At 67.0% G+C, this 18,649-nt stretch carries 19 protein-coding genes and 2 pseudogenes; 10 read left to right on the top strand and 11 right to left on the bottom strand.

Annotated elements, in window-relative coordinates; translation table 11 throughout:
• The first annotated feature begins 168 nt into the window (after positions 1–168).
• A complete protein-coding gene (locus FUT87_RS01925) occupies positions 169–786 on the top strand; it encodes a GNAT family N-acetyltransferase (protein ID WP_186830310.1) in 618 nt (205 codons plus the stop codon).
• 25 nt (positions 787–811) lie between these two features.
• Here FUT87_RS01925 and FUT87_RS01930 read toward each other — a convergent pair whose 3' ends face one another.
• Together FUT87_RS01930 and argC are read right to left on the bottom strand one after the other, a co-directional pair.
• Positions 812–1,261: a GNAT family N-acetyltransferase gene (locus FUT87_RS01930; RefSeq protein ID WP_147239880.1), complete on the bottom strand. Its 450-nt coding sequence runs from the start codon at positions 1,259–1,261 to the stop codon at positions 812–814.
• Positions 1,261–2,223, bottom strand: a pseudogene (gene argC, locus FUT87_RS01935) (N-acetyl-gamma-glutamyl-phosphate reductase). Before argC ends, FUT87_RS01930 begins: the two are co-directional and overlap by 1 nt.
• 79 nt (positions 2,224–2,302) lie before the next feature.
• Here argC and FUT87_RS01940 point away from each other — a divergent pair.
• The 5 genes from FUT87_RS01940 (at position 2,303) to FUT87_RS01960 (ending at position 9,177) form a co-directional block, all read left to right on the top strand.
• Complete coding sequence (locus tag FUT87_RS01940; protein ID WP_147239881.1) at positions 2,303–2,893, top strand: alpha/beta hydrolase; 591 nt, start codon at positions 2,303–2,305, stop codon at positions 2,891–2,893.
• Positions 2,894–2,979: 86 nt separating this feature from the next.
• A complete protein-coding gene (locus FUT87_RS01945; protein WP_091729640.1) occupies positions 2,980–3,888 on the top strand; it encodes a ParB/RepB/Spo0J family partition protein in 909 nt (302 codons plus the stop codon).
• A 423-nt stretch (positions 3,889–4,311) separates the two neighbouring features.
• On the top strand, positions 4,312–6,234 hold the full coding sequence (locus tag FUT87_RS01950; RefSeq protein ID WP_091729643.1) for a PrkA family serine protein kinase: 1,923 nt from the start codon (positions 4,312–4,314) through the stop codon (positions 6,232–6,234).
• Between the two features lie 31 nt (positions 6,235–6,265).
• A complete protein-coding gene (locus tag FUT87_RS01955) occupies positions 6,266–7,555 on the top strand; it encodes a YeaH/YhbH family protein (protein ID WP_147239882.1) in 1,290 nt (429 codons plus the stop codon).
• 113 nt (positions 7,556–7,668) lie between these two features.
• Positions 7,669–9,177 carry a SpoVR family protein gene (locus tag FUT87_RS01960; protein WP_254783525.1) on the top strand — a complete coding sequence of 503 codons (1,509 nt, stop codon included), beginning with the start codon at positions 7,669–7,671 and terminating at the stop codon, positions 9,175–9,177.
• On the opposite strand, the gene FUT87_RS01965 is transcribed toward FUT87_RS01960, so the two are convergent.
• On the bottom strand, positions 9,178–10,545 hold the full coding sequence (locus FUT87_RS01965) for an FAD-binding oxidoreductase (RefSeq protein WP_255511617.1): 1,368 nt from the start codon (positions 10,543–10,545) through the stop codon (positions 9,178–9,180). It abuts the gene before it with no gap.
• A gap of 268 nt (positions 10,546–10,813) precedes the next feature.
• Between FUT87_RS01965 and FUT87_RS01970 the strand changes: the two genes are divergently transcribed.
• The 3 genes from FUT87_RS01970 (at position 10,814) to FUT87_RS01980 (ending at position 12,973) form a co-directional block, all read left to right on the top strand.
• Positions 10,814–11,125 (top strand): hypothetical protein, encoded by a 312-nt coding sequence (locus FUT87_RS01970; RefSeq protein WP_147239885.1) that lies wholly within the window; start codon positions 10,814–10,816, stop codon positions 11,123–11,125.
• A gap of 67 nt (positions 11,126–11,192) precedes the next feature.
• Positions 11,193–11,807: a cob(I)yrinic acid a,c-diamide adenosyltransferase gene (locus FUT87_RS01975; protein WP_147239886.1), complete on the top strand. Its 615-nt coding sequence runs from the start codon at positions 11,193–11,195 to the stop codon at positions 11,805–11,807.
• Positions 11,808–12,010: 203 nt separating this feature from the next.
• A complete protein-coding gene (locus tag FUT87_RS01980; protein ID WP_147239887.1) occupies positions 12,011–12,973 on the top strand; it encodes an IS110 family transposase in 963 nt (320 codons plus the stop codon).
• Positions 12,974–13,090: 117 nt separating this feature from the next.
• Here the strand turns inward: FUT87_RS01980 and FUT87_RS01985 are convergent, their stop codons facing one another.
• Entirely contained in the window at positions 13,091–14,071 is a 981-nt protein-coding gene (locus FUT87_RS01985; protein ID WP_147239888.1) for a YafY family protein, read from the bottom strand.
• Positions 14,072–14,229: 158 nt separating this feature from the next.
• On the opposite strand from FUT87_RS01985, the gene FUT87_RS01990 reads away from it, so the two are divergent.
• Positions 14,230–15,318: a hypothetical protein gene (locus FUT87_RS01990; protein WP_147239889.1), complete on the top strand. Its 1,089-nt coding sequence runs from the start codon at positions 14,230–14,232 to the stop codon at positions 15,316–15,318.
• 24 nt (positions 15,319–15,342) lie between these two features.
• On the opposite strand, the gene FUT87_RS01995 is transcribed toward FUT87_RS01990, so the two are convergent.
• From FUT87_RS01995 to FUT87_RS02025, 7 genes and pseudogenes are all read right to left on the bottom strand, one after another.
• Complete coding sequence (locus FUT87_RS01995) at positions 15,343–15,561, bottom strand: hypothetical protein (RefSeq protein WP_091729668.1); 219 nt, start codon at positions 15,559–15,561, stop codon at positions 15,343–15,345.
• A 15-nt stretch (positions 15,562–15,576) separates the two neighbouring features.
• The gene (locus tag FUT87_RS02000; RefSeq protein WP_147239890.1) at positions 15,577–16,059 is read right to left on the bottom strand and encodes a putative toxin-antitoxin system toxin component, PIN family; all 483 of its coding nucleotides are present in this window, start codon (positions 16,057–16,059) and stop codon (positions 15,577–15,579) included.
• Positions 16,056–16,388, bottom strand: coding sequence for an AbrB/MazE/SpoVT family DNA-binding domain-containing protein (locus FUT87_RS30225; RefSeq protein ID WP_221211156.1), 333 nt, complete (start codon positions 16,386–16,388; stop codon positions 16,056–16,058). The genes FUT87_RS02000 and FUT87_RS30225 overlap by 4 nt, the downstream gene beginning before the upstream one ends.
• Before the next feature lie 3 nt (positions 16,389–16,391).
• The gene (locus tag FUT87_RS02010) at positions 16,392–16,910 is read right to left on the bottom strand and encodes a GNAT family N-acetyltransferase (RefSeq protein ID WP_147239891.1); all 519 of its coding nucleotides are present in this window, start codon (positions 16,908–16,910) and stop codon (positions 16,392–16,394) included.
• A gap of 151 nt (positions 16,911–17,061) precedes the next feature.
• Positions 17,062–17,724 carry a PolC-type DNA polymerase III gene (locus FUT87_RS02015; RefSeq protein WP_147239892.1) on the bottom strand — a complete coding sequence of 221 codons (663 nt, stop codon included), beginning with the start codon at positions 17,722–17,724 and terminating at the stop codon, positions 17,062–17,064.
• On the bottom strand, positions 17,721–18,035 hold the full coding sequence (locus FUT87_RS02020; protein WP_147239893.1) for a nucleotide pyrophosphohydrolase: 315 nt from the start codon (positions 18,033–18,035) through the stop codon (positions 17,721–17,723). The genes FUT87_RS02015 and FUT87_RS02020 overlap by 4 nt, the downstream gene beginning before the upstream one ends.
• A gap of 394 nt (positions 18,036–18,429) precedes the next feature.
• Positions 18,430–18,649, bottom strand: a pseudogene (locus FUT87_RS02025) (7-carboxy-7-deazaguanine synthase); the annotation flags it as partial.

Below are 18,649 nucleotides of genomic sequence, written 5' to 3' on the forward strand. Positions count from 1 at the left end.
GAACTGGACGCCCTCGCCCGCCGCGCCGAACTGGCCGGCCTCAACGCAGCGTCGGCGCCACGTGAAGCCCAGGTGGAGGGGTGGCTGCTGCGCTTGTCGCCGGGCAAGGCCAAGCGGTCTCGCTGCGTGAACCCACTCGCGGGGGGATCGCTTCCCCTGGAAGAGCTGTTGCGCCGCTGCCGTGTCAGCTTCGAGCAGGCCGGGTTGCCGCTGATCCTGCGCCTCACCCCGTTCAGCCAACCGGACGACCTCGACGACCGCCTCGCCGCGATGCACTGGCATCGCTTCGACCCGGCCGACGTGATGGTGCTGCCGTCCCTGGACGGCTTCGGCGAGCCTGGTTCGTCGGAGCGGCTGACGCCGCTTTCCGCCGCCGACTACGCCGCGCTGATCGGCGCGCTGCGCCGTTCCAGCGTCGAGGAGATCACCGGCCATGCGCGGCGCCTCGAAGAAGCCAGCGTGCGTCACCAAGCCTTCAAGCTGGAACGCGATGGCGTGCTGCTCGCCTGCGGCCAGGTGGCCATCGATCCCGGGCCGGCTGGCACCTCGGTGGGCGGCATGGCGGGACTCTTCGACATCTTCACGCCCGAGGACCAACGCGGTCGCGGGCACGGCCATCGGCTCTGCGCCGCGCTCCTGGCCCAGGCGCGCGTGGAGGGCGCCACGACGGCCTATCTCCAGGTCGGCGCCGAGAACGACGCCGCGCAGCGCTTGTATGCCCGCCTGGGCTTCCTGCAGGGCTACCGCTACCACTACCGCAGCGACGATCCCCGCGCCTGGGCCTGAGCACCCTCGCCTCGTGCGGCGAGGCTCAGTCGCGCGCCTGCCAGACCTTCAGCAAGGTGTGCCGGGTGAAGCCCGGCACGAAGTCGTGGACGTGGCTGATGCAGGCGTAGCCGAGGTGCTCGTAGAGCTCGGCAACCTCGTCCAGCAAGGTTTCGATCAGCGCATCGACGCAGCCGCGCTGCAGGGCCAGCGCCTCGAGCTGGCGCAGGCAGTCGCCGCCCAAGCCTTGGCCGCGGTGGTCGGCCTCGACCCACAGGTAGCTGATGTAGAGCCGCCGGAACTCCGTGCGGCCGAAGCCGCCGGCGATCAGCACGTCGCCGTCGTAGAGCGCCACCGCGATGTCGCGGGCGTCGCTGCCCTGGGTCTGCTGGCGTCCGTGGGTGATGACGCCGTCGCGGATGGCGTCCAGGTCGACCTGCGGAACAGCGCCATCCCGGCGCCATTCGCGGCTGGCGATCCGTGTCGGCTCCGTCATCAGATGCTGTTGAGGTCCGGACCGGTCAGGCCCAGCGATTCGTCGACGCCCAGGTGCACGTTCATGCTCTGCACCGCGGCGCCGCTGGCGCCCTTGCCCAGGTTGTCCAGGCGCGCCATGACGAGGATCTGCTGCTCGCTACCGAAGACGAAAAGGTCGACGTTGTTGGTGTCGTTGCAGGCCTGCACGTCGAAGAAGCCACCCGCCAGCGTGTCCGGGTCGCGCAGCGGTTTCACATGGACGAAGCGTTCGCCCTCGTAATGCGCAGCCAGCGCGTCGCGGACCTGCTGCGGCGTCGTACCGGCGCGCAGCTGGCTCAGGTGCAGCGGCACGGTGACGGCCAGGCCCTTGTAGAAGTTGGAGACGATCGGCATGAACACCGGCGCCTGCTTCAGGCCGGTGTGGGCCATCATCTCCGGCAGGTGCTTGTGGGCCAGGCCCAGCGCGTAAGGACGCGGCGCCGTCAGCTTCGGCTGACCGCCGGCCTCGTACTCCGCGATCATCGACTTGCCGCCGCCGGAGTAACCGGTGATGGAGGTCGCGGTCACCAGCGCGTCGGGCGACAGCAGGCCGGCATCGACCAGCGGGCGCACCGCCAGGATGAAGGCGCTCGCGTGGCAGCCGGGGTTGGCGATGCGCTTGGATTCGCGGATGCGGCGCGCTGGCCTTGGCCAGCTCCGGCAGGCCGAAGGCCCAGCCCGGCGCGGTGCGGTGCGCGGTGCTGGCGTCGATCAGGCAGGTCTCGGGATTGGTCACCATGGCCGCGCCTCGCGCGAAGCGGCGTCCGGCAGGCAAAGGAAGGCGACGTCGGCGGCGTTCAGCAGCCGGGCGCGCTCGGCGGGATCCTTGCGCTTGTCGGCGTCGATGCGCAGCACCTCGATGTCGGCGCGCTGCGCCAGATATTCATTGATGCGCAGGCCGGTCGTGCCTTCCTGCCCGTCGACATACACCGCGTACTTCATCGCCGCTCCTGCAAAATCCGCTGCCGCCGGGGCCCTTCCCCGATGGCGCCAAAGAAAGCGCGAAGCATAAGGCCAACAGATGTCACAGCACGACCTTCCCTCGAATGACCTCGACGAGCCCCTTTTGGCGGGTCCGGTCTACCTGCTTCCGGGTTGGTTGAATTCCGATCCCGACCATTGGCAGAGCGAGTGGCAACGCCGCCATGGCGACACGCGTGTCGAACAGGACGACTGGGAATGGCCACGCCGCGGCGACTGGATGGCGCGCCTGGACGAGGTGCTCCAGCAGGATGCGCGCCTGGTCGAACGACCCGCGCTGCTGGTCGCGCACAGCCTGGGCTGCCAGCTGGTGGCGGCCTGGGCCGACCACTCCAGCCACACGCGCCTGGTGGCCGGCGCGCTGCTGGTCGCGCCGCCCGACACCGAGCGCGAGGACACCCCGCCCCAGCTGCACAACTGGCGGCCCATCCGCCGCCCGCGCCTGCCGTTCCCGGCGATCGTGGTCGCCTCCACCGACGACCCTTTCTGCCGCCCTGAACGCGCTGCCGGCATGGCCGCGGACTGGGGTGCCGAATTCGTCCTGGCGGGCCCGCTCGGCCACCTGAACGCGGCGTCCGGACTCGGCGCCTGGCCCGAAGGGCGGGCGATGCTGCAGCGCCTCGCCCGCTGAAGCACCCGGTCGGCCGCGAGCCTCCCCCGCAAGGCGGTCGGCGGGGGCCGTCGGAAGAGCGAAGGAATCACGGAGAATCGCGCCCCATGGCGACAAAGAAACCCAAGGGCCTGGGCATGGGCCTGGAGGCCCTGCTGGGCCCCAAAGTGAGCGACGCACCGGCGGTGCGCGAAGGCGAACCCGGCGTGCTGCCGCTGGCGCAGATGCAGGCCGGCAAGTACCAGCCGCGCACCCGCATGGACGAGGGCTCGCTGTACGAGCTGGCCGAGAGCATCAAGGCGCAAGGGATCATGCAACCGATCCTGGTGCGCCCGATCGCGCCCCAGGGCGCGGTCCGCTACGAGATCATCGCTGGCGAACGGCGCTTCCGCGCCGCCAGGCTGGCCGGGCTGGCCGAGGTGCCGGTGCTGGTCAAGCCGGTGCCGGACGAGGCCGCGGCGGCGATGGCGCTGATCGAGAACATCCAGCGTGAGGACCTCAACGCGCTGGAAGAGGCGCAGGGCCTGAAGCGGCTGGTCGACGAGTTCGGCCTGACCCATGACCAGGCCGCGCAGGCGGTGGGCCGCTCGCGCAGCGCGGCGTCCAACCTGCTGCGCCTGCTCAACCTGGCCGAGCCGGTCCAGAACATGCTGATGGCCGGCGACATCGACATGGGCCACGCGCGCGCGCTGCTGGCGCTCGACGGGGCCCACCAGATCACCAGCGCGACCGAGATCGCCGCCAAGAAGCTCAGCGTGCGCGAGGCCGAGAAGCTGGTCCAGCGCCAGCAGGGCGCGGGCCGCCAGGCCCCGCTGCTGCGCGTGAAGTCGGACAAGAGCCGCGACGTGCTGCGGCTCGAGGAAGAGCTGTCGGACCTGCTGACGGCGCAGGTCGAGATCCGCGTCCGCAAGAAGACCAAGCGCGGCGAACAGGGCGAGGTGGCGATCAGCTTCGGCTCGCTCGACGAATTGAACGGCTTGCTGCAAAAGCTGCGTCCGCCAGGCGCGGAGGAGTGAGCACGGACGCCGCGCTGCGCGCCGGCCCGCCGACTAATCCATGAGGATGGCACGCGGGATGCGTGCTGTCTTCTTCGTACTTCCCACAGGTGCCCCACACACGGGGGGCCGTCAACGGCAGTGCTTCACAGACGTTGCACGAGGGAGTACAACGGGGTCACGTCTTGCTATCGCGCATCGCTCTCGATGGGCGTAGCATGGCCTCCAAAGCCGCGCCGCCCTTGAGGTTGTCGATCGCGATCCGCGACAGGGCGAAGGACTTTGGGCCAGCATGGGCTGGCCGTTTGCTGAATGCTTGCTGAGCTCGGAAAGCTCTGATGACGCCTTGAGTCATGGACGTCGCCAGAACTTCCTGGACGATGCGAGGTCCGTGGTCACACCTGGACGCGCGTCGCCTCCCTACGAACTACTCCGGAGGTCAGCATGGATGTGATCAGCCATTTCGCGGCTCGTTATGAACGCAGCAAGGTCGAGGAACTCACGCTGGAGGAGTACCTGGACGAGTGCAAGCGCAACCCCCTTGCCTACGCCACCGCGGCCGAGCGCATGCTCAAGGCGATCGGCGAGCCCCAGATGCTGGACACGCGCAACGACCCGCGGCTGTCCCGCATCTTCCAGAACAAGGTCATCAAGATCTATCCCGCCTTCGCCGAGTTCTTCGGCATGGAGGACGCGATCGAGCAGGTCGTGAGCTACTTCCGGCATGCCGCGCAGGGGCTGGAGGAAAAGAAGCAGATCCTCTATCTGCTCGGGCCGGTGGGCGGCGGCAAGAGCTCGATCGCCGAGCGCCTGAAGCAGCTCATGGAGCACGTGCCCTTCTACGCGCTGAAGGACAGCCCGGTGAACGAAAGCCCGCTCGGGCTGTTCGACCCGGTCGAGGACGGCCCGCTGCTCGAGCGCGAGTACGGCATCCCGCGTCGCTACCTCAATCGCATCCTGAGCCCCTGGGCGGTCAAGCGCCTGGACGAATACGGCGGCGACATCCGCAAGTTCAAGGTCATCAAGCGGCTGCCCAGCGTGCTCAAGCAGGTCGGCGTGGCCAAGACCGAGCCCGGTGACGAGAACAACCAGGACATCAGCTCGCTGGTGGGCAAGGTCGACATCCGCAAGCTCGAGACCTACGCGCAGGACGACCCCGATGCCTACAGCTATTCCGGCGGCCTGTGCCTGGCCAACCAGGGGCTGCTGGAGTTCGTCGAGATGTTCAAGGCGCCGATCAAGGTGCTGCACCCGCTGCTGACGGCGACCCAGGAAGGCAACTTCAAGGGCACCGAGGGCTTCGGCGCCATTCCCTTCGACGGCATCGTGCTCGCCCACAGCAACGAGAGCGAATGGAAGAGCTTCCGCAACAACAAGAACAACGAGGCCTTCCTCGACCGCATCTACATCGTCAAGGTGCCCTACTGCCTGCGCGTCAGCGAGGAAGTGAAGATCTACGAGAAGCTGATCCGCAACTCCTCGCTGGCCGAGGCCAAGTGCGCCCCCGGCACGCTGAAGATGATGGCGCAGTTCGCGGTGCTCACGCGGCTGAAGGATCCGGAGAACTCCAGCGCCTTCAGCAAGATGCAGATCTATGACGGCGAGAACCTGAAGGACACCGACCCCAAGGCCAAGTCCATCCAGGAGTACCGCGACTACGCCGGCGTCGATGAAGGCATGGCCGGCATCTCCACGCGCTTCGCGTACAAGATCCTGTCGAAGGTCTTCAACTTCGACTCGACCGAGGTGGCGGCCAATCCGGTCCACCTGATGTACGTGCTGGAGCAGCAGATCGAGCGCGAGCAGTTCCCTCAGGAAGCCGAACAGAAATTCGTCGGCTTCATCAAGGAGGTGCTTGCGCCGAGGTATGCCGAGTTCATCGGCAAGGAGATCCAGACCGCCTACCTCGAGAGCTACAGCGAGTACGGCCAGAACATCTTCGACCGCTACGTCACCTACGCCGACTACTGGATCCAGGACCAGGAGTACCGCGACACCGACACCGGCGAGGTGTTCGACCGCTCGGCGCTGAACGCGGAACTCGAGAAGATCGAGAAGCCCGCGGGCATCAGCAATCCCAAGGACTTCCGCAACGAGATCGTGAACTTCGTGCTGCGGGCGCGGGCCAACAACGCCGGCAAGAATCCGACGTGGACCAGCTACGAGAAGCTGCGCACGGTGATCGAGAAGAAGATGTTCTCCAACACCGAAGAGCTGCTGCCGGTGATCAGCTTCAATGCCAAGGCCAGCGCGGACGAGGCCAAGAAGCATGAGAACTTCGTGCAGCGCATGGTCGACAAGGGCTACACGCCCAAGCAGGTCCGGCTGCTGTGCGAGTGGTACCTGCGCGTGCGGAAGTCGAGCTGAGCCGAACGGACGCCACCGGAAAGGTCCCTACATGACAGGCCTTCAACAGATCATCGATCGGCGGCTGTCGGGCAAGAACAAGTCGATCGGGAATCGGGAGCGCTTCCTGCGCCGCTACAAGGACCAGATCCGCGAGGCGGTGCGGCGGGCGGTCGACAAGCGCGGCATCCGGGACATGGAGCGCGGCGAGGACGTGCACATCCCCAAACGCGACCTGAGCGAGCCGGTCTTCAGCCACGGCGAGGGCGGCATCCGCGAGGTGGTGCGGCCCGGCAACACCGAGCACATCAAGGGCGACCGCATCGGCAAGCCGCAGGGCGGCCAGGGCGGCGGCGGCGGGTCGCAGGCGAGCGACTCCGGCGAGGGCGAGGACGACTTCGTCTTCCACCTCAGCAAGGAGGAGTTCATGCAGGTCTTCTTCGAGGACCTGGCGCTGCCCAACCTGGCGCGCACCACGCTCGCCGAGACGCCCGAGTACAAGACCGTGCGCGCCGGCTACGTCACCGACGGCACGCCGACCAACCTGCATGTGGTGCGCTCGATGCGCGGGGCGCTGGGGCGCCGCATCGCGCTGGGCATGGAGAAGCGGCGCGAGCTGCATGAGCTCGAAGCCCGGCTGCAGACGCTCACCCAGGAAGAGGACGCGCGCAAGCCCGAGGTCCAGGCGCTGATCGCGGAGACCGAGGCCCGCATCGTGCTGCTGCGCCAGCGCCTGTCCAACATCCCGTTCCTGGATCCGATCGACCTGCGCTTCCGCAACCGCATCAAGGTGCCGCAGCCGACCACGCGCGCGGTGATGTTCTGCCTGATGGACGTGTCGGGCTCGATGGACGAGAGCCGCAAAGACCTGGCCAAGCGCTTCTTCATCCTGCTCTACCTGTTCCTGACGCGGCATTACGAGAAGATCGACGTCGTCTTCATCCGCCACCACACGCAGGCGCAGGAAGTCGACGAGCAGAACTTCTTCCACGCCACGGAGACGGGTGGCACGGTGGTGTCCTCGGCGCTGGTCCTGATGGAAGAGATCATCCGGGCGCGATACCCCTCCGGCGACTGGAACATCTACGGCGCGCAGGCCAGCGATGGCGACAACTGGCATCACGACAGCGGCCGCTGCCGCGAACTGCTGGCCGACAAGATCCTGCCACTGTGCCGCTACTACGCCTACGTGCAGGTGGCGGAAGCCGAGCAGAACCTGTGGGAGGAGTACGCGAAGCTCGAGGAGGACGTGCCTCACTTCGCGATGCGCAAGGCGGTCGAGGTCGCGCAGATCTATCCGGTCTTCCGCGACCTGTTCAAGAAGGAAGGGGCGGCCGCGTGAGCGCGGCGCCGGAGGACAGCACCATGAGCAGTCTCGAGAACCGTCGCCATGTGGGCGTGGGCGTGGGCGCGAACGAGTACGGCGGCCGCCGTGTGCGCGCGCCGCTGACGAAGATGCGGCCCCTGGAGAAGCGGCCCGACCGACCGCTCGAGTCGCCCAGCGACTGGACCTTCGACCTGATCGAGCAGTACCACGAGGTGATCCGCCAGACCGCGGAACGCTACGGCCTGGACACCTACCCGAACCAGCTGGAGGTCATCACCGCCGAGCAGATGATGGACGCCTACGCGTCGGTCGGCATGCCGGTGAACTATCGGCACTGGAGCTACGGCAAGGAGTTCATCTCGACCGAGCGCCACTACAAGCGCGGCCAGATGGGCCTGGCCTACGAGATCGTCATCAACTCCGACCCGTGCATCGCCTACCTGATGGAGGAGAACACGATGGCGATGCAGGCGCTGGTGATCGCGCATGCCTGCTACGGTCACAACAGCTTCTTCAAGAACAACTACCTGTTCCGGATGTGGACCGATGCGTCGTCGATCATCGACTACCTGGTCTACGCGAAGAACTATGTCGCCGACTGCGAGCAGCGCCACGGACTCGATGCGGTGGAGTCGACGCTGGATTCCTGCCATGCGCTGATGAACCACGGCGTGGACCGCTACCGCCGCCCGGCCAAGCTGTCGCTAGCCCAGGAGCAGGCGATGCGCAAGGACCGCGAGTCCTACGCCCAGCAGCAGGTCAACGACATGTGGCGCACGCTGCCGCGCCGGCCCGAGGACGAGGCCAAGGCGGAAGAGAAGCGGCGCTTCCCCGACGAGCCGCAGGAGAACCTGCTGTACTTCATCGAGAAGAACGCGCCGCTGCTGGAGCCCTGGCAGCGGGAGATCGTCCGCATCGTCCGCAAGATCGCGCAGTACTTCTACCCGCAGCGACAGACGCAGGTGATGAACGAGGGCTGGGCCACCTTCTGGCATCACAAGCTGCTGAACACGATGTATGACGACGGTTATCTGTCGGACGGGATGATGATCGAGTGGCTCAAGTCCCACACCAACGTGGTGGCCCAGCCGCCGATGGCGCAGCTCAATCCGTATGCGCTGGGCTTCGCGATGTACACCGACATCAAGCGCATCTGCGAGCACCCCACCGATGAAGACCGCGAGTGGTTCCCGGCGATCGCCGGCAGCGACTGGCTGCCGACGCTGGATCACGCGATGCGCAACTTCAAGGACGAGAGCTTCATCGCGCAGTACCTGAGCCCGAAGATGATGCGCGACTTCCGGCTGTTCTCGATCCTGGACGACGAGCACCAGGCGGAGTACGAGATCTCCGCGATCCACGACGAGCAGGGTTACCAGCACGTGCGCCAGACCCTGTCCCGGCAGTACGACCTGTCCACGCGGGAGCCCAACATCCAGGTCTGGAACGTGAACCTCAGAGGCGACCGCTCATTGACCCTGCGCCACCAGCAGCACCTGGACCGCCCGCTGCACGACGACGCCCAGGAAGTGCTCAAGCATGTGGCGCGCCTGTGGGGCTTCGGCGTCCACCTGGAGAGCGTCAACGCACGCGGCGATGTCACGCGCCGGTGGAGCGTGCCGGCACCGCAGCATTGATCAGGCGAAGACCTTCCCCGGATTCATGATGTCGTTCGGATCGAGCGCCCGCTTGAGCGCTCGCATCTGATCGACCGCGCCCTCCCCGGCCTCCTGGAGCAGGAAGCCCTGCTTGTGCAGGCCGATGCCGTGCTCGCCGGTGCAGGTGCCTTCGAGCGCGATCGCGCGCGCCACCATCCGCGCGCTCAGCGCCTCGGCGCTTGCGCGTTCAGCGGGAATGGTGGGATCGATCAGGTAGCCCATGTGGAAATTGCCGTCGCCGACGTGGCCGACGATGAAGTACGGCAGCCCGCTCGCTTCAACTTCCTCCACCGACGCATTGATCGACTCCGCCAGGCGCGAGATCGGCACGCAGGTGTCGGTCGTCACCGCGCGGCAGCCGGGCTTCATCTGCAGCGCGGACAGGTAGGCGTGATGCCGGGCCGTCCACAAGCGCGTGCGCTCCTCCGGCGTGGTCGCCCACTCGAAGCCGGTGCCGCCGTGCTCGGCGGCGATCTCCTGGACGGTGGCCGCCTGCTCCGCCACGCCAGCGTCGGAGCCGTGGAACTCCATCAGCAGCATCGGCGCCTCGCGCAGCGTGAGCTTGTCATGGCGGTTGACCGCCCGCACCGCGTGGGCATCGAGCAACTCGCAACGCGCGATCGGCACGCCCATCTGGATGATCGCGATCGTGGTCCGGACCGCGGCATCGATCGATTCGAACGAGCAGACCGCCGCCGACACCGCCTCCGGCAGCGGGTACAGCCGCAGCGTGATCTCGCAGATCGCGCCCAGCGTGCCCTCGCTGCCCACGTACAGGCGCGTGAGGTCGTAACCGGCGCTGCTCTTGCGCGCGCGGGAGCCGGTGCGGATCAGCCGCCCGTCCGGCGTCGCGACCGTCAGCCCGAGCACGTTCTCCTTCATCGTGCCGTAGCGCACTGCATTCGTGCCGCTGGCCCGCGTGGCCGACATGCCGCCGATCGATGCATCCGCGCCGGGGTCGATCGGGAAGAACAACCCCTGGTGCCGGATCTCCGTATTGAGCTGGTTGCGCGTGACGCCGGCCTGCACGGTCACCGTCAGGTCCTCGGCGTTGACGCTGAGGATGCGCTTCATCCGCGACAGGTCCAGGCTCACGCCGCCCTGCACCGCCAGCAGGTGGCCTTCGAGCGAGGTTCCGGCGCCGTAGGGGATCACCGGCACGCGATGCGCGTTGGCCAGGGCCAGCACCGCGGCGACCTCGTCGTTGCTTTCGGCGAAGACGACCGCCTCCGGCGGCGGCACGTCGAAGGGCGATTCGTCGCGACCATGCTGCTCGCGCAGGGCCATCGCAGTGCTGCAGCGGTCGCCGAAGCGCGCCTTCAGCGCCTCCAGCATCGCCGCCGGCATCGCGCGCGGGGCGTAGACCGGCTGGTGCGGCGCGCCGGGGTCTCCCTGGTCGTCACCGAGTTCTCGAGGCGCGTTCATCGTGGTCTCCTGGTGCCGCCGTTCCCGGATCGGCAGCACCGATCGGCCGGCGGGTCATCGCTCGTCGATGCGATGGATTCTAGGAAGACGCGTCGCTGCATTCACTTGCATCGTCCCGCTTGCGCCGCGACCCGCACAGTGACAGCATGAACGGATCGCGCGCCTGGTCGCGCGCCACGAGGAGTCCGCCATGTCCCACCTGTGGTTATGGACGATCTGGGCCCTGCTGCTGGGGCTGGTGGTGCTGGCCACCCTGCGCATGGATTGGCTGAGGGTCTGGTGGATGGATCAGCTCCGCCACCTGCCCGGCGACGCTGCCGACGAGGACATCGATCCCGGACAGCCCGCCCGCGGCCACCTCGAACCCGGCGGCCGTCAGCCGGCGCCGCATGTGCCCCGGCCGGTCGGCATCCCGAGACACACCGTGCACGACGTGCATGGCCATGCCGCCGCCATGTCGCACCATCGCCCGGTCTTCCATCGCAGCGGCAGCCGCAACTGACCGCCTTCCCGGTCGAGTTGCGGCAAGATGCCGGGTTTGCACTTCCGCAGCCCGCGCGGCATCCGCCATGGCCAATCGACTTTCCCAGATCGCGACCCGCACCGGCGACGACGGCACCACCGGCCTCGGCGACGGCACCCGCGTCCCCAAGGACCACCTGCGCATCCAGGCGATGGGCGATGTGGACGAACTGAACTCCCAGATCGGCGTGCTGCTGGCCGAGCCGCTGCCCGACGATGTGCGCGAACTGCTGGTCACCGTCCAGCATGAGCTGTTCAACCTCGGCGGCGAGCTGTGCATGCCGGGCTACAGCCTGCTCAAGGAAGCGGCGGTGCTCCACCTCGACCAGGCGCTGGCCGACCACAACGCCGCCCTGCCCCGCCTGGCGGAGTTCATCCTGCCGGCCGGCACCCGCAGCGCGGCGATCGCGCATGTCTGCCGCACCATCGCCCGCCGCGCCGAACGGGCGGTGGTCACGCTGGCAGCGAACGAGGCCCTCAACGCCACGCCGCGACACTACCTGAACCGGTTGTCGGATTTGCTGTTCGTGCTGGCGCGGGTTCTCAATCGCGCCAACCTCGATGGCAAGGGGGGCGATGACGTCTATTGGAAGAGCGAGCGGCTGGCGCGCTATGAGGCCCAGGAGGCTCAAGAGGCGCAGGAAGACCGCGGACAGGGGTGAGGCTGCTGGCCCTCACCCCCGCCCTTGTATGTAGCAAAGTACGCCCAGGCCGCCACAGGCCGACCCGCCCAGGGTAGGCGCTTGGGCGCCATACCGAGGGAGAGCGAGGGTCGTGGCGGCCGACCTCGGTTCGTCATGAACAGACAGCCCGAACGGTTGTGAGGTCCATTGAGGCCGTATCGAACACAAGGAAGGGCACTGTCATGAACGCAGAGATCTTCGTCGGCGTCGACGTTTGCAAGGCTTGGCTGGATGTGGCCCAGGTGTCCAGCCCATTGAAGGACGCGCCAGGCGAGTTGACATCCAGAGTGAGCAATGACGAGGCTGGGCGCGCGGTGCTCGTGAAACAGCTCCAGCGGTTAGCGCCGACGCTGGTGGTGCTGGAAGCGACGGGAGGCTTCGAGGCGGCGATGGCCAGCGAGCTGTGTGCAGCGGGGGTCGCCGTGGCGGTGGTGAATCCGAAGAAGGTGCGCGACTTCGCCCGATCAATTGGCGTTCTTGCCAAGACGGACCGGCTGGACGCGCAGGTGCTGGCCAAGTTTGCTCAGGCCACCCGCCCCCAGGTGTACGCGCTGCCGGACGAGACGCAGCAGGAGATCATCGAGTTGGTGGACCGACGCGCGCAGCTGGTGAGCATGCGCGCGCAGGAGAAGAACCGCTTGGCCACGGTCAAGCACGTGGCGCGCACCAGCGTGCGACACCACATCGAATGGCTGGACAAGCGGATCAATGAGATCGACAAGGATCTGGACGGTCGCTTGAAGGACTCGACGATCTACCAGCCCAAGTACGAGCTGCTCGACAGCGTGCCGGGCATTGGCCGAGTCACGATCTCGATGCTGCTGGGACGCTTGCCGGAGTTGGGCAGCCTGGACCGCAAGCGCCTGGCGGCGCTGGTGGGGGTGGCGCCGTTTGCCGACGACAGCGGCAGGCGGCGCGGCCAGCGCTATATCCAGGGCGGACGCGCGGATGTGCGCAGCACGCTGTATATGGCCGTGTTCACCGCCAGGCGATGCAATGGGCCGATCAAGGCGCTGTATGACCGCCTGAAAGCCGCAGGCAAGGCCTACAAGGTCGCCATGACCGCGTGCATGCGCAAGCTGCTGATCATCCTCAACGCCATCCTCAAGTCCGGTCAACCATGGAGGCAAATCGAGAGCGCTTGACACGGTTGCTCTCCCGCAAGCGGGAGAGGGAGTAATACCGACGGCGCTTCTTGCACCCTCTTGGACCCTCTTGCACCCTCTCCCGCTTGCGGGAGAGGGAGGGGTGAGGACAAGGGCTCAGGCAAGGGCAGCTGCAGCGGCGGTAAGGCGCTTCGCGTAAGCCTCGCGCAACGAGGGCGGGGCTAGCACCTCGACCTGGCCGGCATGGCGCAGCAGGTCCATCAGCAGTTCCGTCGCGTCCACGAAGGGCAGTTCCAGCTGCCAGCGTCCATCGGGCAGCCATTCGCTGCGCTGGGACGGATGCCATTCCTCGCTCGACACCCACGCGGCGATCTGCGCGCTGAACACCACCGTCGCCCATTGCGGATCGCCACCCGCGAAGATCCCGTAGCCCTGGTCCAGTTCCCCTTCGAGCTCCTTCAACGGCAGGCTGCGCGCGGCCTGCCCTTCGAGGACTTCCGCATCCTCCATCGCGTCGAGCGCGAACCGTCTCAGCCCATCGCTGGCGTGGCACCACGCGTCCAGGTACCAGGTATTGCGGTAATGCACCAGGCGCTGCGGTGACACCACGCGCTCGCTGACCGAGCCGCCTCCCGCTCCCCGCTTGCGATAACGCATCCGCAGCCGCTGGCGCTTCACGACCGCGCTGCCCACGGTCTCGAAATGCTCCGACGGCACCCGGCGCCGCGCCGTCGAGATCAGCTTGATCCGCCGCGTCATTTCCTGCGCCTCGACGGCATCACCGCCCAGCATGCCGGTGAGCTTGTCCAGCATCGGCTGCAGGTGTCGGCTCAGCAGGCCGTTTTCGTCGAGACCCGCCATCATCTGATGCATGGTGAGCAGCGCGTGCAGCTCCTTCTCGCTGAACCAGACGCCCGGCAGTTCATGGCGCTGACCGCGCCATTGCTGCCCGAAGCGATAGCCGTTCTCCGTGGCGTCGTATTCGATCGGCGCGTCCATCCGCTCGCGCAGGTACTGCAGGTCGCGCTTGAGCGTCGCCGGCGACACCTCCAGCAGCTCGCGCATCTCCGCGAAGCTCACGCAGCCGCGGCTGCGGATCAGCATCTCGATCTTGTAGAAGCGCTCGGTGCGATCCATGCGGGGGCCTCCTGACAGATTTAGGTGGGTCAGCCCCGACTTTCTGCTGACCGATTTCGGGGTGGCTCATTCTATGAGCTACCCAACTTGAATACTTGATTCCAAGCCTGAAGCAGTAGCCGCAGGCCACCCGCATCCCAGTCTTCAAGGAGCAGCCCATGGTCGCCACGATCCACCGCAATGCCGACGACATCACCCTCCAGCAACTGGCCCTGCCGATGACGGCCGCCGAGACGCTGGAGGACCGGAAGGACGAAGCCGGCGCGTCGAGCCATGAACGTGTCGGCTTCGAACTGGGCTGGGACTATGCCCATCACGGCTTGACGCCACCGGTGGAGCAGCTGTTCCGCCAGTCGCCGCTGCAGCAGGGATGGCAACTGGGACGCTCGACCTTCGGCGCCCGCACGCTGAAGTCTCATCGGCACACGCAGCTGTGGCTCTCGCTGCGCCTGCATGCCTGGCAGCGCGGTCGCAGCTTCGAAACCCTGCTGGTCACGCCCAACTACCTGCAGCAGCTGGACACCAGCCATTGCCCGGTCAGCCGCCTGCCGTTCAGCGACGAAGCGGACCACCCGCAGCGCCGCTCGATCGACCGGGTCCGTGACGACGCCGGTTATGCGGCTGGCAACCTGGCGCTGATGAGCCACGCCGCCAACGTCGCGAAACTGGACCGCGGCTGGCAGCAATGCTGGGCCATGGGCCAGAGCCTGCGCCAAGGCCCGATGACGATGGCCGGCGGTTTGAACGCCGAGGCCTGGGAACGGATGGCGATCCTGGCGAGCTTCGTCACGCCGATGGCGCACGAGCTGGCCGCGCAACTGCCGATGCTGGTGCTGCCGCCCAATCGGCTGCGCCTGTTCAACCCCGTCCAGGCGCTGCAGGCGCTGGTGACGCGCCAATTGGCGACGCCCGGCTGGAGCCAGCGGCTGACTCGCCTGGAGGCGCTGATGGCCACGCAGCAGCGCGCGGATTTCTCGAAGTTCGTGCTGGCGCTGGTGCCGCGCGTGCTGCGCTGCCAGTCGCTCACCGATCCGATGGAGATCCGCTGGGCTCTGGAAGACGCGTGGCGCGATCCGCTGCTGCAGAAGCGCTGGACGCACTTCGCGCAACAACTGACCCCCGAGCAAGCCGAACAACTGGTGCAGCGTGCCGCGAAGAAGCAGCTGAGCAACGTTCGCGTGCAGAGCCACGCCGCGCCGACCGACGGCTGGGCACTCGAGCGTCAGGGATTCCGCGCGGCGGCGTGAGAGGCGGCCCGAGGGCGGTGGGCCTCAGCCGGGCAGTCCGACGTGCAGCTTCTCCAGACCGCCGTTCTGGTCCTGCAACGCGACGTGATAACCGCGCTCGATGAACCAGTGAGCCCAGTTGCGGGCGAGGGTCTTCTCCGGCAACCAGGGGCCGGTGCGGTCGAGGTGGACGCGATTGCCGCGGCGTTCATAGAACACCACGCGCCACATGTTGGCAGGGATGCGATCTTGGAAGCTGGCCATATGCGACCGCGGAATCTAGCAAAGCAGCAGGTCGCGTTGGGAGGGGGGCAACACCTGGAACCATGCGGACATCGACTGGACCGTGCAGAGTTGCCGCGCGGCCTGGCTTCGACTGTTCGCAGACCATTCCGCGAGCACCGCATCCTCGCTGAGCAGCAGTGACGCTTCGCCTTGCAGCGCCAGTTCGACGAGGGCCTGGGCGTCCTCCGCCACACCGGCCAGACGCGCTTGCCGCTGCGGCTTCACGACCTGCGCATACGGCAGGAAATCAGCCAGCAGTTCCTGCTGCTGCGCCGCGGACAGTTGCAGCTTGGGATAGGCCAGCGCGCGCATCAGCGTCGACGCGAGCCCGGGACTGACCAGCGGGCGCAGCACGCCCTGCTGCCAAGCGCGACGCAGACCCAGCGATTCGCCGCCGGACCTCAGCAAGGCGTGCAGGATCAGGGCGGGATCGATGACGACGAGCACCGGCGCCGCCGGCTTCGATCGACGGTTCATGCGGACTTGCGGGTCTTCTTGCCAGCGGCCTGTTTCGCGGCCGGGGACTTCGCAGTTCTCGCCGGCTTTTTCGCCGCCACCTTTGCCGCCGCTTTCGCAGCCGGCCTGGCGGCCTTGGACGCGAAGGCGATCGCCTGAGCGACCACCTCGTCACCGAGCTCGAGTTCCGCCAGCTTGGCCCGCACCGCATCGCCGCGCTGGATGCGCACCGGCGTCAACAGCACCTGGCCGGCCTGCAGCTGGACCTCGAAGTACTGCACCGGACCGAGCTTCTCGGTGACGCTTTTCGGCAGGGTGAGCTGGTTCTTGGACGTCAGCTTCGCCAGCACGGCTCAGACCAGCGAGCGCTGCAGGCGCAGTTGCTCCAGCGGCTTGCCCTCGACGTCCACCGCCTTGACGCTGTCCGACTCGGCGCGGAAGCCGGCGATCTCGAAGAAGCGCATCGCGCGCTCGTTGTTCTTGTAGGTCCAGAGCGTGACGCGGGTGCAGCCCTCTTCCTGCAGGCCTTCCTGCGCCGCCTCGACCAGCGCCTGGCCGACGCCCTTGTCCCAGTGGGACGGCGCCGCGTACATGGCCCAGATCTCGCCCGTCGTCGACGGCGTGCCCTTGTCGCGCGAACGGTCGAAGCCGACGAAGCCCATGACCTCGTTGTCCAGGTGCGCGACCAGCACCTGCGGCTCGCACATGTTGATGGCCTCGCGCCAGTAGGCCTGGCGCTGGGCAACGGACAACCCGTTGAGGGCGGTGTCGGGCCAGAACGCCTTGTACGCGTCCTGAGCGGAACTCACCTGGATCTGGGCGATGGCCTTGGCATCACGCAGCGTGGCCGGGCGAATCTGAATACTCGACATACCTTGAGAACAAACGCAATTCAGGAAAGGGCGGGATTGTCCCAGCCAATGCGGCGAAACGGGCACCTTGACAGCAAATGTTTTGCTGACCTTTGATCGCCGGACGCAGCGTCGACGGGACGAGGCGCCCGAACGTCACCACATCCGAACTTCAGACCAGCGACGCCTGCAGATGCCGACGGAAATCGCGCGCGAAACCGGTGGCCGCCTTGTGCCATTGCGGCCGCGCGACCGCCTGCAAGCGCAGCAGCAATTCGTGCTCGACGGACAACTCGCCGAGGAACTCGGCAAGTTCGGTGCCGATGTCGCGCTGCATGCGCTGCACCAGCTGCGCGGTGGTCATCGCATCGGCGAGCGCGCGGTGCGCGCGGCCGTTGTCGGGCAGGCCGTGGTATTTGGCCAGCGTGCCGAGCTTGCAGTTCGGCGACTCCGGATAAAGCCGCCGAGCCAGCTTCACGGTACAGGCGAACTCCGGCGCGATGCGGGGCGCGGCTTCCGCGCGGTCCAGTTCGTGCAGCCAGAAGCCGCGGTCGAAACCCGCGTTGTGCGCGACGAAACCACAGCCGGCGGTGAACTCGGCGACCTCGCGCATGACGCGGGCGGCATCGGGGGCATCCTCGAGCATCTCGTTGCTGATGCCGGTGAGGCGCTCGATCATCGGCGGGATCCAGGCGCCGGTGTTCATCAGGCTCTGATACTGGCCGACGATCTCGCCGTCGCGCAGCAGCACCACGCCGATCTCGGTGGCGCGTCCCCCACCCTGCGGCGAATGGCCGGTGGTCTCGAAGTCGATGACGGCGATCGTGCGTTTCATGCGGTCGGTGCGGGGTACTTCTTCGCGTTCATCGCGATCTTGCGGTCGACCGCCGCCGGCACGTCGATGCCGGCGCGGTCCGCGATCTGCAGCAGGTACATCAGCACATCGGCCACTTCCTCGCCGAGGTGGCGATGCTCGTCAGGCGACAGCTGCTGCGACTCCTCGGCCGTCTTCCACTGGAAGATCTCGACGAGCTCGGCCGACTCCACCACCAGCGCCATGGCCAGGTTCTTCGGCGTGAGGTAGGGGTCCCAGTCGCGGGCTGCGGCGAATTCGCGCAGCCGTCGTTGCAGGTCGGCAATGTCCATGGGTCGGCAGTGTGCAAGTCCGGCGTCGCCCGCTCAAGCGGCCTGTGCGCAGGAAGCGCCCCACAGCAACGCCGGGACGAAATTTCCTGCCTCTCTTTTCAACATCAAGGTTTTATATATCTCTCTGGTCGTCTTAGTAGAGGGCCGAAATTTTTGTGGACAAGTCGAAATTCCTCTTTGGAACCAATGACTTGTCGGCATCCAAACCCTGTGCGTGGAGGGCCGGTTTGGCGTTGCATGAACTGACAACAAGACCGGGCGGACCCCCTCCGGCTGTGGAGAAGCTCCCGGTTGCCAGAAAGTTTTCCACAGCGTTGTTGGCTTTACAGCCCGCCCTCGGATGCGCTAGCTAGCGCCGAACTGGGGACAACTGCCGCCCGTTCCCGGCATCGCGTCAATCGATCCCGACCACCTTGTGCATCTGGATCGACAGCTTCCACTGCGGATGCGCCATGCAATACGCGACGGCCTCGCGGGTGTTCTGCTTCTGCAGGATCGAGTCCATCGGCTGCAGGAAGAAGTGGTCGAAGTCCAGGTCGGCGAAGCGCTCGGGCAAGGCCAGAGGCTGTGGATAAACCAGCTTCAGCTCGTTGCCCCGGGTCAGCACGAGGTCG

The sequence above is a fragment of the Mitsuaria sp. TWR114 genome (assembly GCF_007997345.1).

What these genes read in the sequence shown, in the direction of transcription:
- FUT87_RS01960 (WP_254783525.1), top strand. Translation starts at nt 7,669, where the DNA reads ATGCGGCCCCTGGAGAAGCGGCCCGACCGACCGCTCGAGTCGCCCAGC.
- FUT87_RS01975 (WP_147239886.1), top strand. Translation starts at nt 11,193, where the DNA reads ATGGCCAATCGACTTTCCCAGATCGCGACCCGCACCGGCGACGACGGC.
- FUT87_RS01980 (WP_147239887.1), top strand. Translation starts at nt 12,011, where the DNA reads ATGAACGCAGAGATCTTCGTCGGCGTCGACGTTTGCAAGGCTTGGCTG.
- FUT87_RS02015 (WP_147239892.1), bottom strand. Translation starts at nt 17,724, where the DNA reads ATGAAACGCACGATCGCCGTCATCGACTTCGAGACCACCGGCCATTCG.
- FUT87_RS02020 (WP_147239893.1), bottom strand. Translation starts at nt 18,035, where the DNA reads ATGGACATTGCCGACCTGCAACGACGGCTGCGCGAATTCGCCGCAGCC.
- FUT87_RS01965 (WP_255511617.1), bottom strand. Translation starts at nt 10,545, where the DNA reads ATGCCGGCGGCGATGCTGGAGGCGCTGAAGGCGCGCTTCGGCGACCGC.
- FUT87_RS01955 (WP_147239882.1), top strand. Translation starts at nt 6,266, where the DNA reads ATGACAGGCCTTCAACAGATCATCGATCGGCGGCTGTCGGGCAAGAAC.
- FUT87_RS01995 (WP_091729668.1), bottom strand. Translation starts at nt 15,561, where the DNA reads ATGGCCAGCTTCCAAGATCGCATCCCTGCCAACATGTGGCGCGTGGTG.
- FUT87_RS02000 (WP_147239890.1), bottom strand. Translation starts at nt 16,059, where the DNA reads ATGAACCGTCGATCGAAGCCGGCGGCGCCGGTGCTCGTCGTCATCGAT.
- FUT87_RS01940 (WP_147239881.1), top strand. Translation starts at nt 2,303, where the DNA reads ATGTCACAGCACGACCTTCCCTCGAATGACCTCGACGAGCCCCTTTTG.
- FUT87_RS02010 (WP_147239891.1), bottom strand. Translation starts at nt 16,910, where the DNA reads ATGTCGAGTATTCAGATTCGCCCGGCCACGCTGCGTGATGCCAAGGCC.
- FUT87_RS01945 (WP_091729640.1), top strand. Translation starts at nt 2,980, where the DNA reads ATGGCGACAAAGAAACCCAAGGGCCTGGGCATGGGCCTGGAGGCCCTG.
- FUT87_RS01985 (WP_147239888.1), bottom strand. Translation starts at nt 14,071, where the DNA reads ATGGATCGCACCGAGCGCTTCTACAAGATCGAGATGCTGATCCGCAGC.
- FUT87_RS01950 (WP_091729643.1), top strand. Translation starts at nt 4,312, where the DNA reads ATGGATGTGATCAGCCATTTCGCGGCTCGTTATGAACGCAGCAAGGTC.
- FUT87_RS01970 (WP_147239885.1), top strand. Translation starts at nt 10,814, where the DNA reads ATGTCCCACCTGTGGTTATGGACGATCTGGGCCCTGCTGCTGGGGCTG.
- FUT87_RS01930 (WP_147239880.1), bottom strand. Translation starts at nt 1,261, where the DNA reads ATGACGGAGCCGACACGGATCGCCAGCCGCGAATGGCGCCGGGATGGC.
- FUT87_RS01990 (WP_147239889.1), top strand. Translation starts at nt 14,230, where the DNA reads ATGGTCGCCACGATCCACCGCAATGCCGACGACATCACCCTCCAGCAA.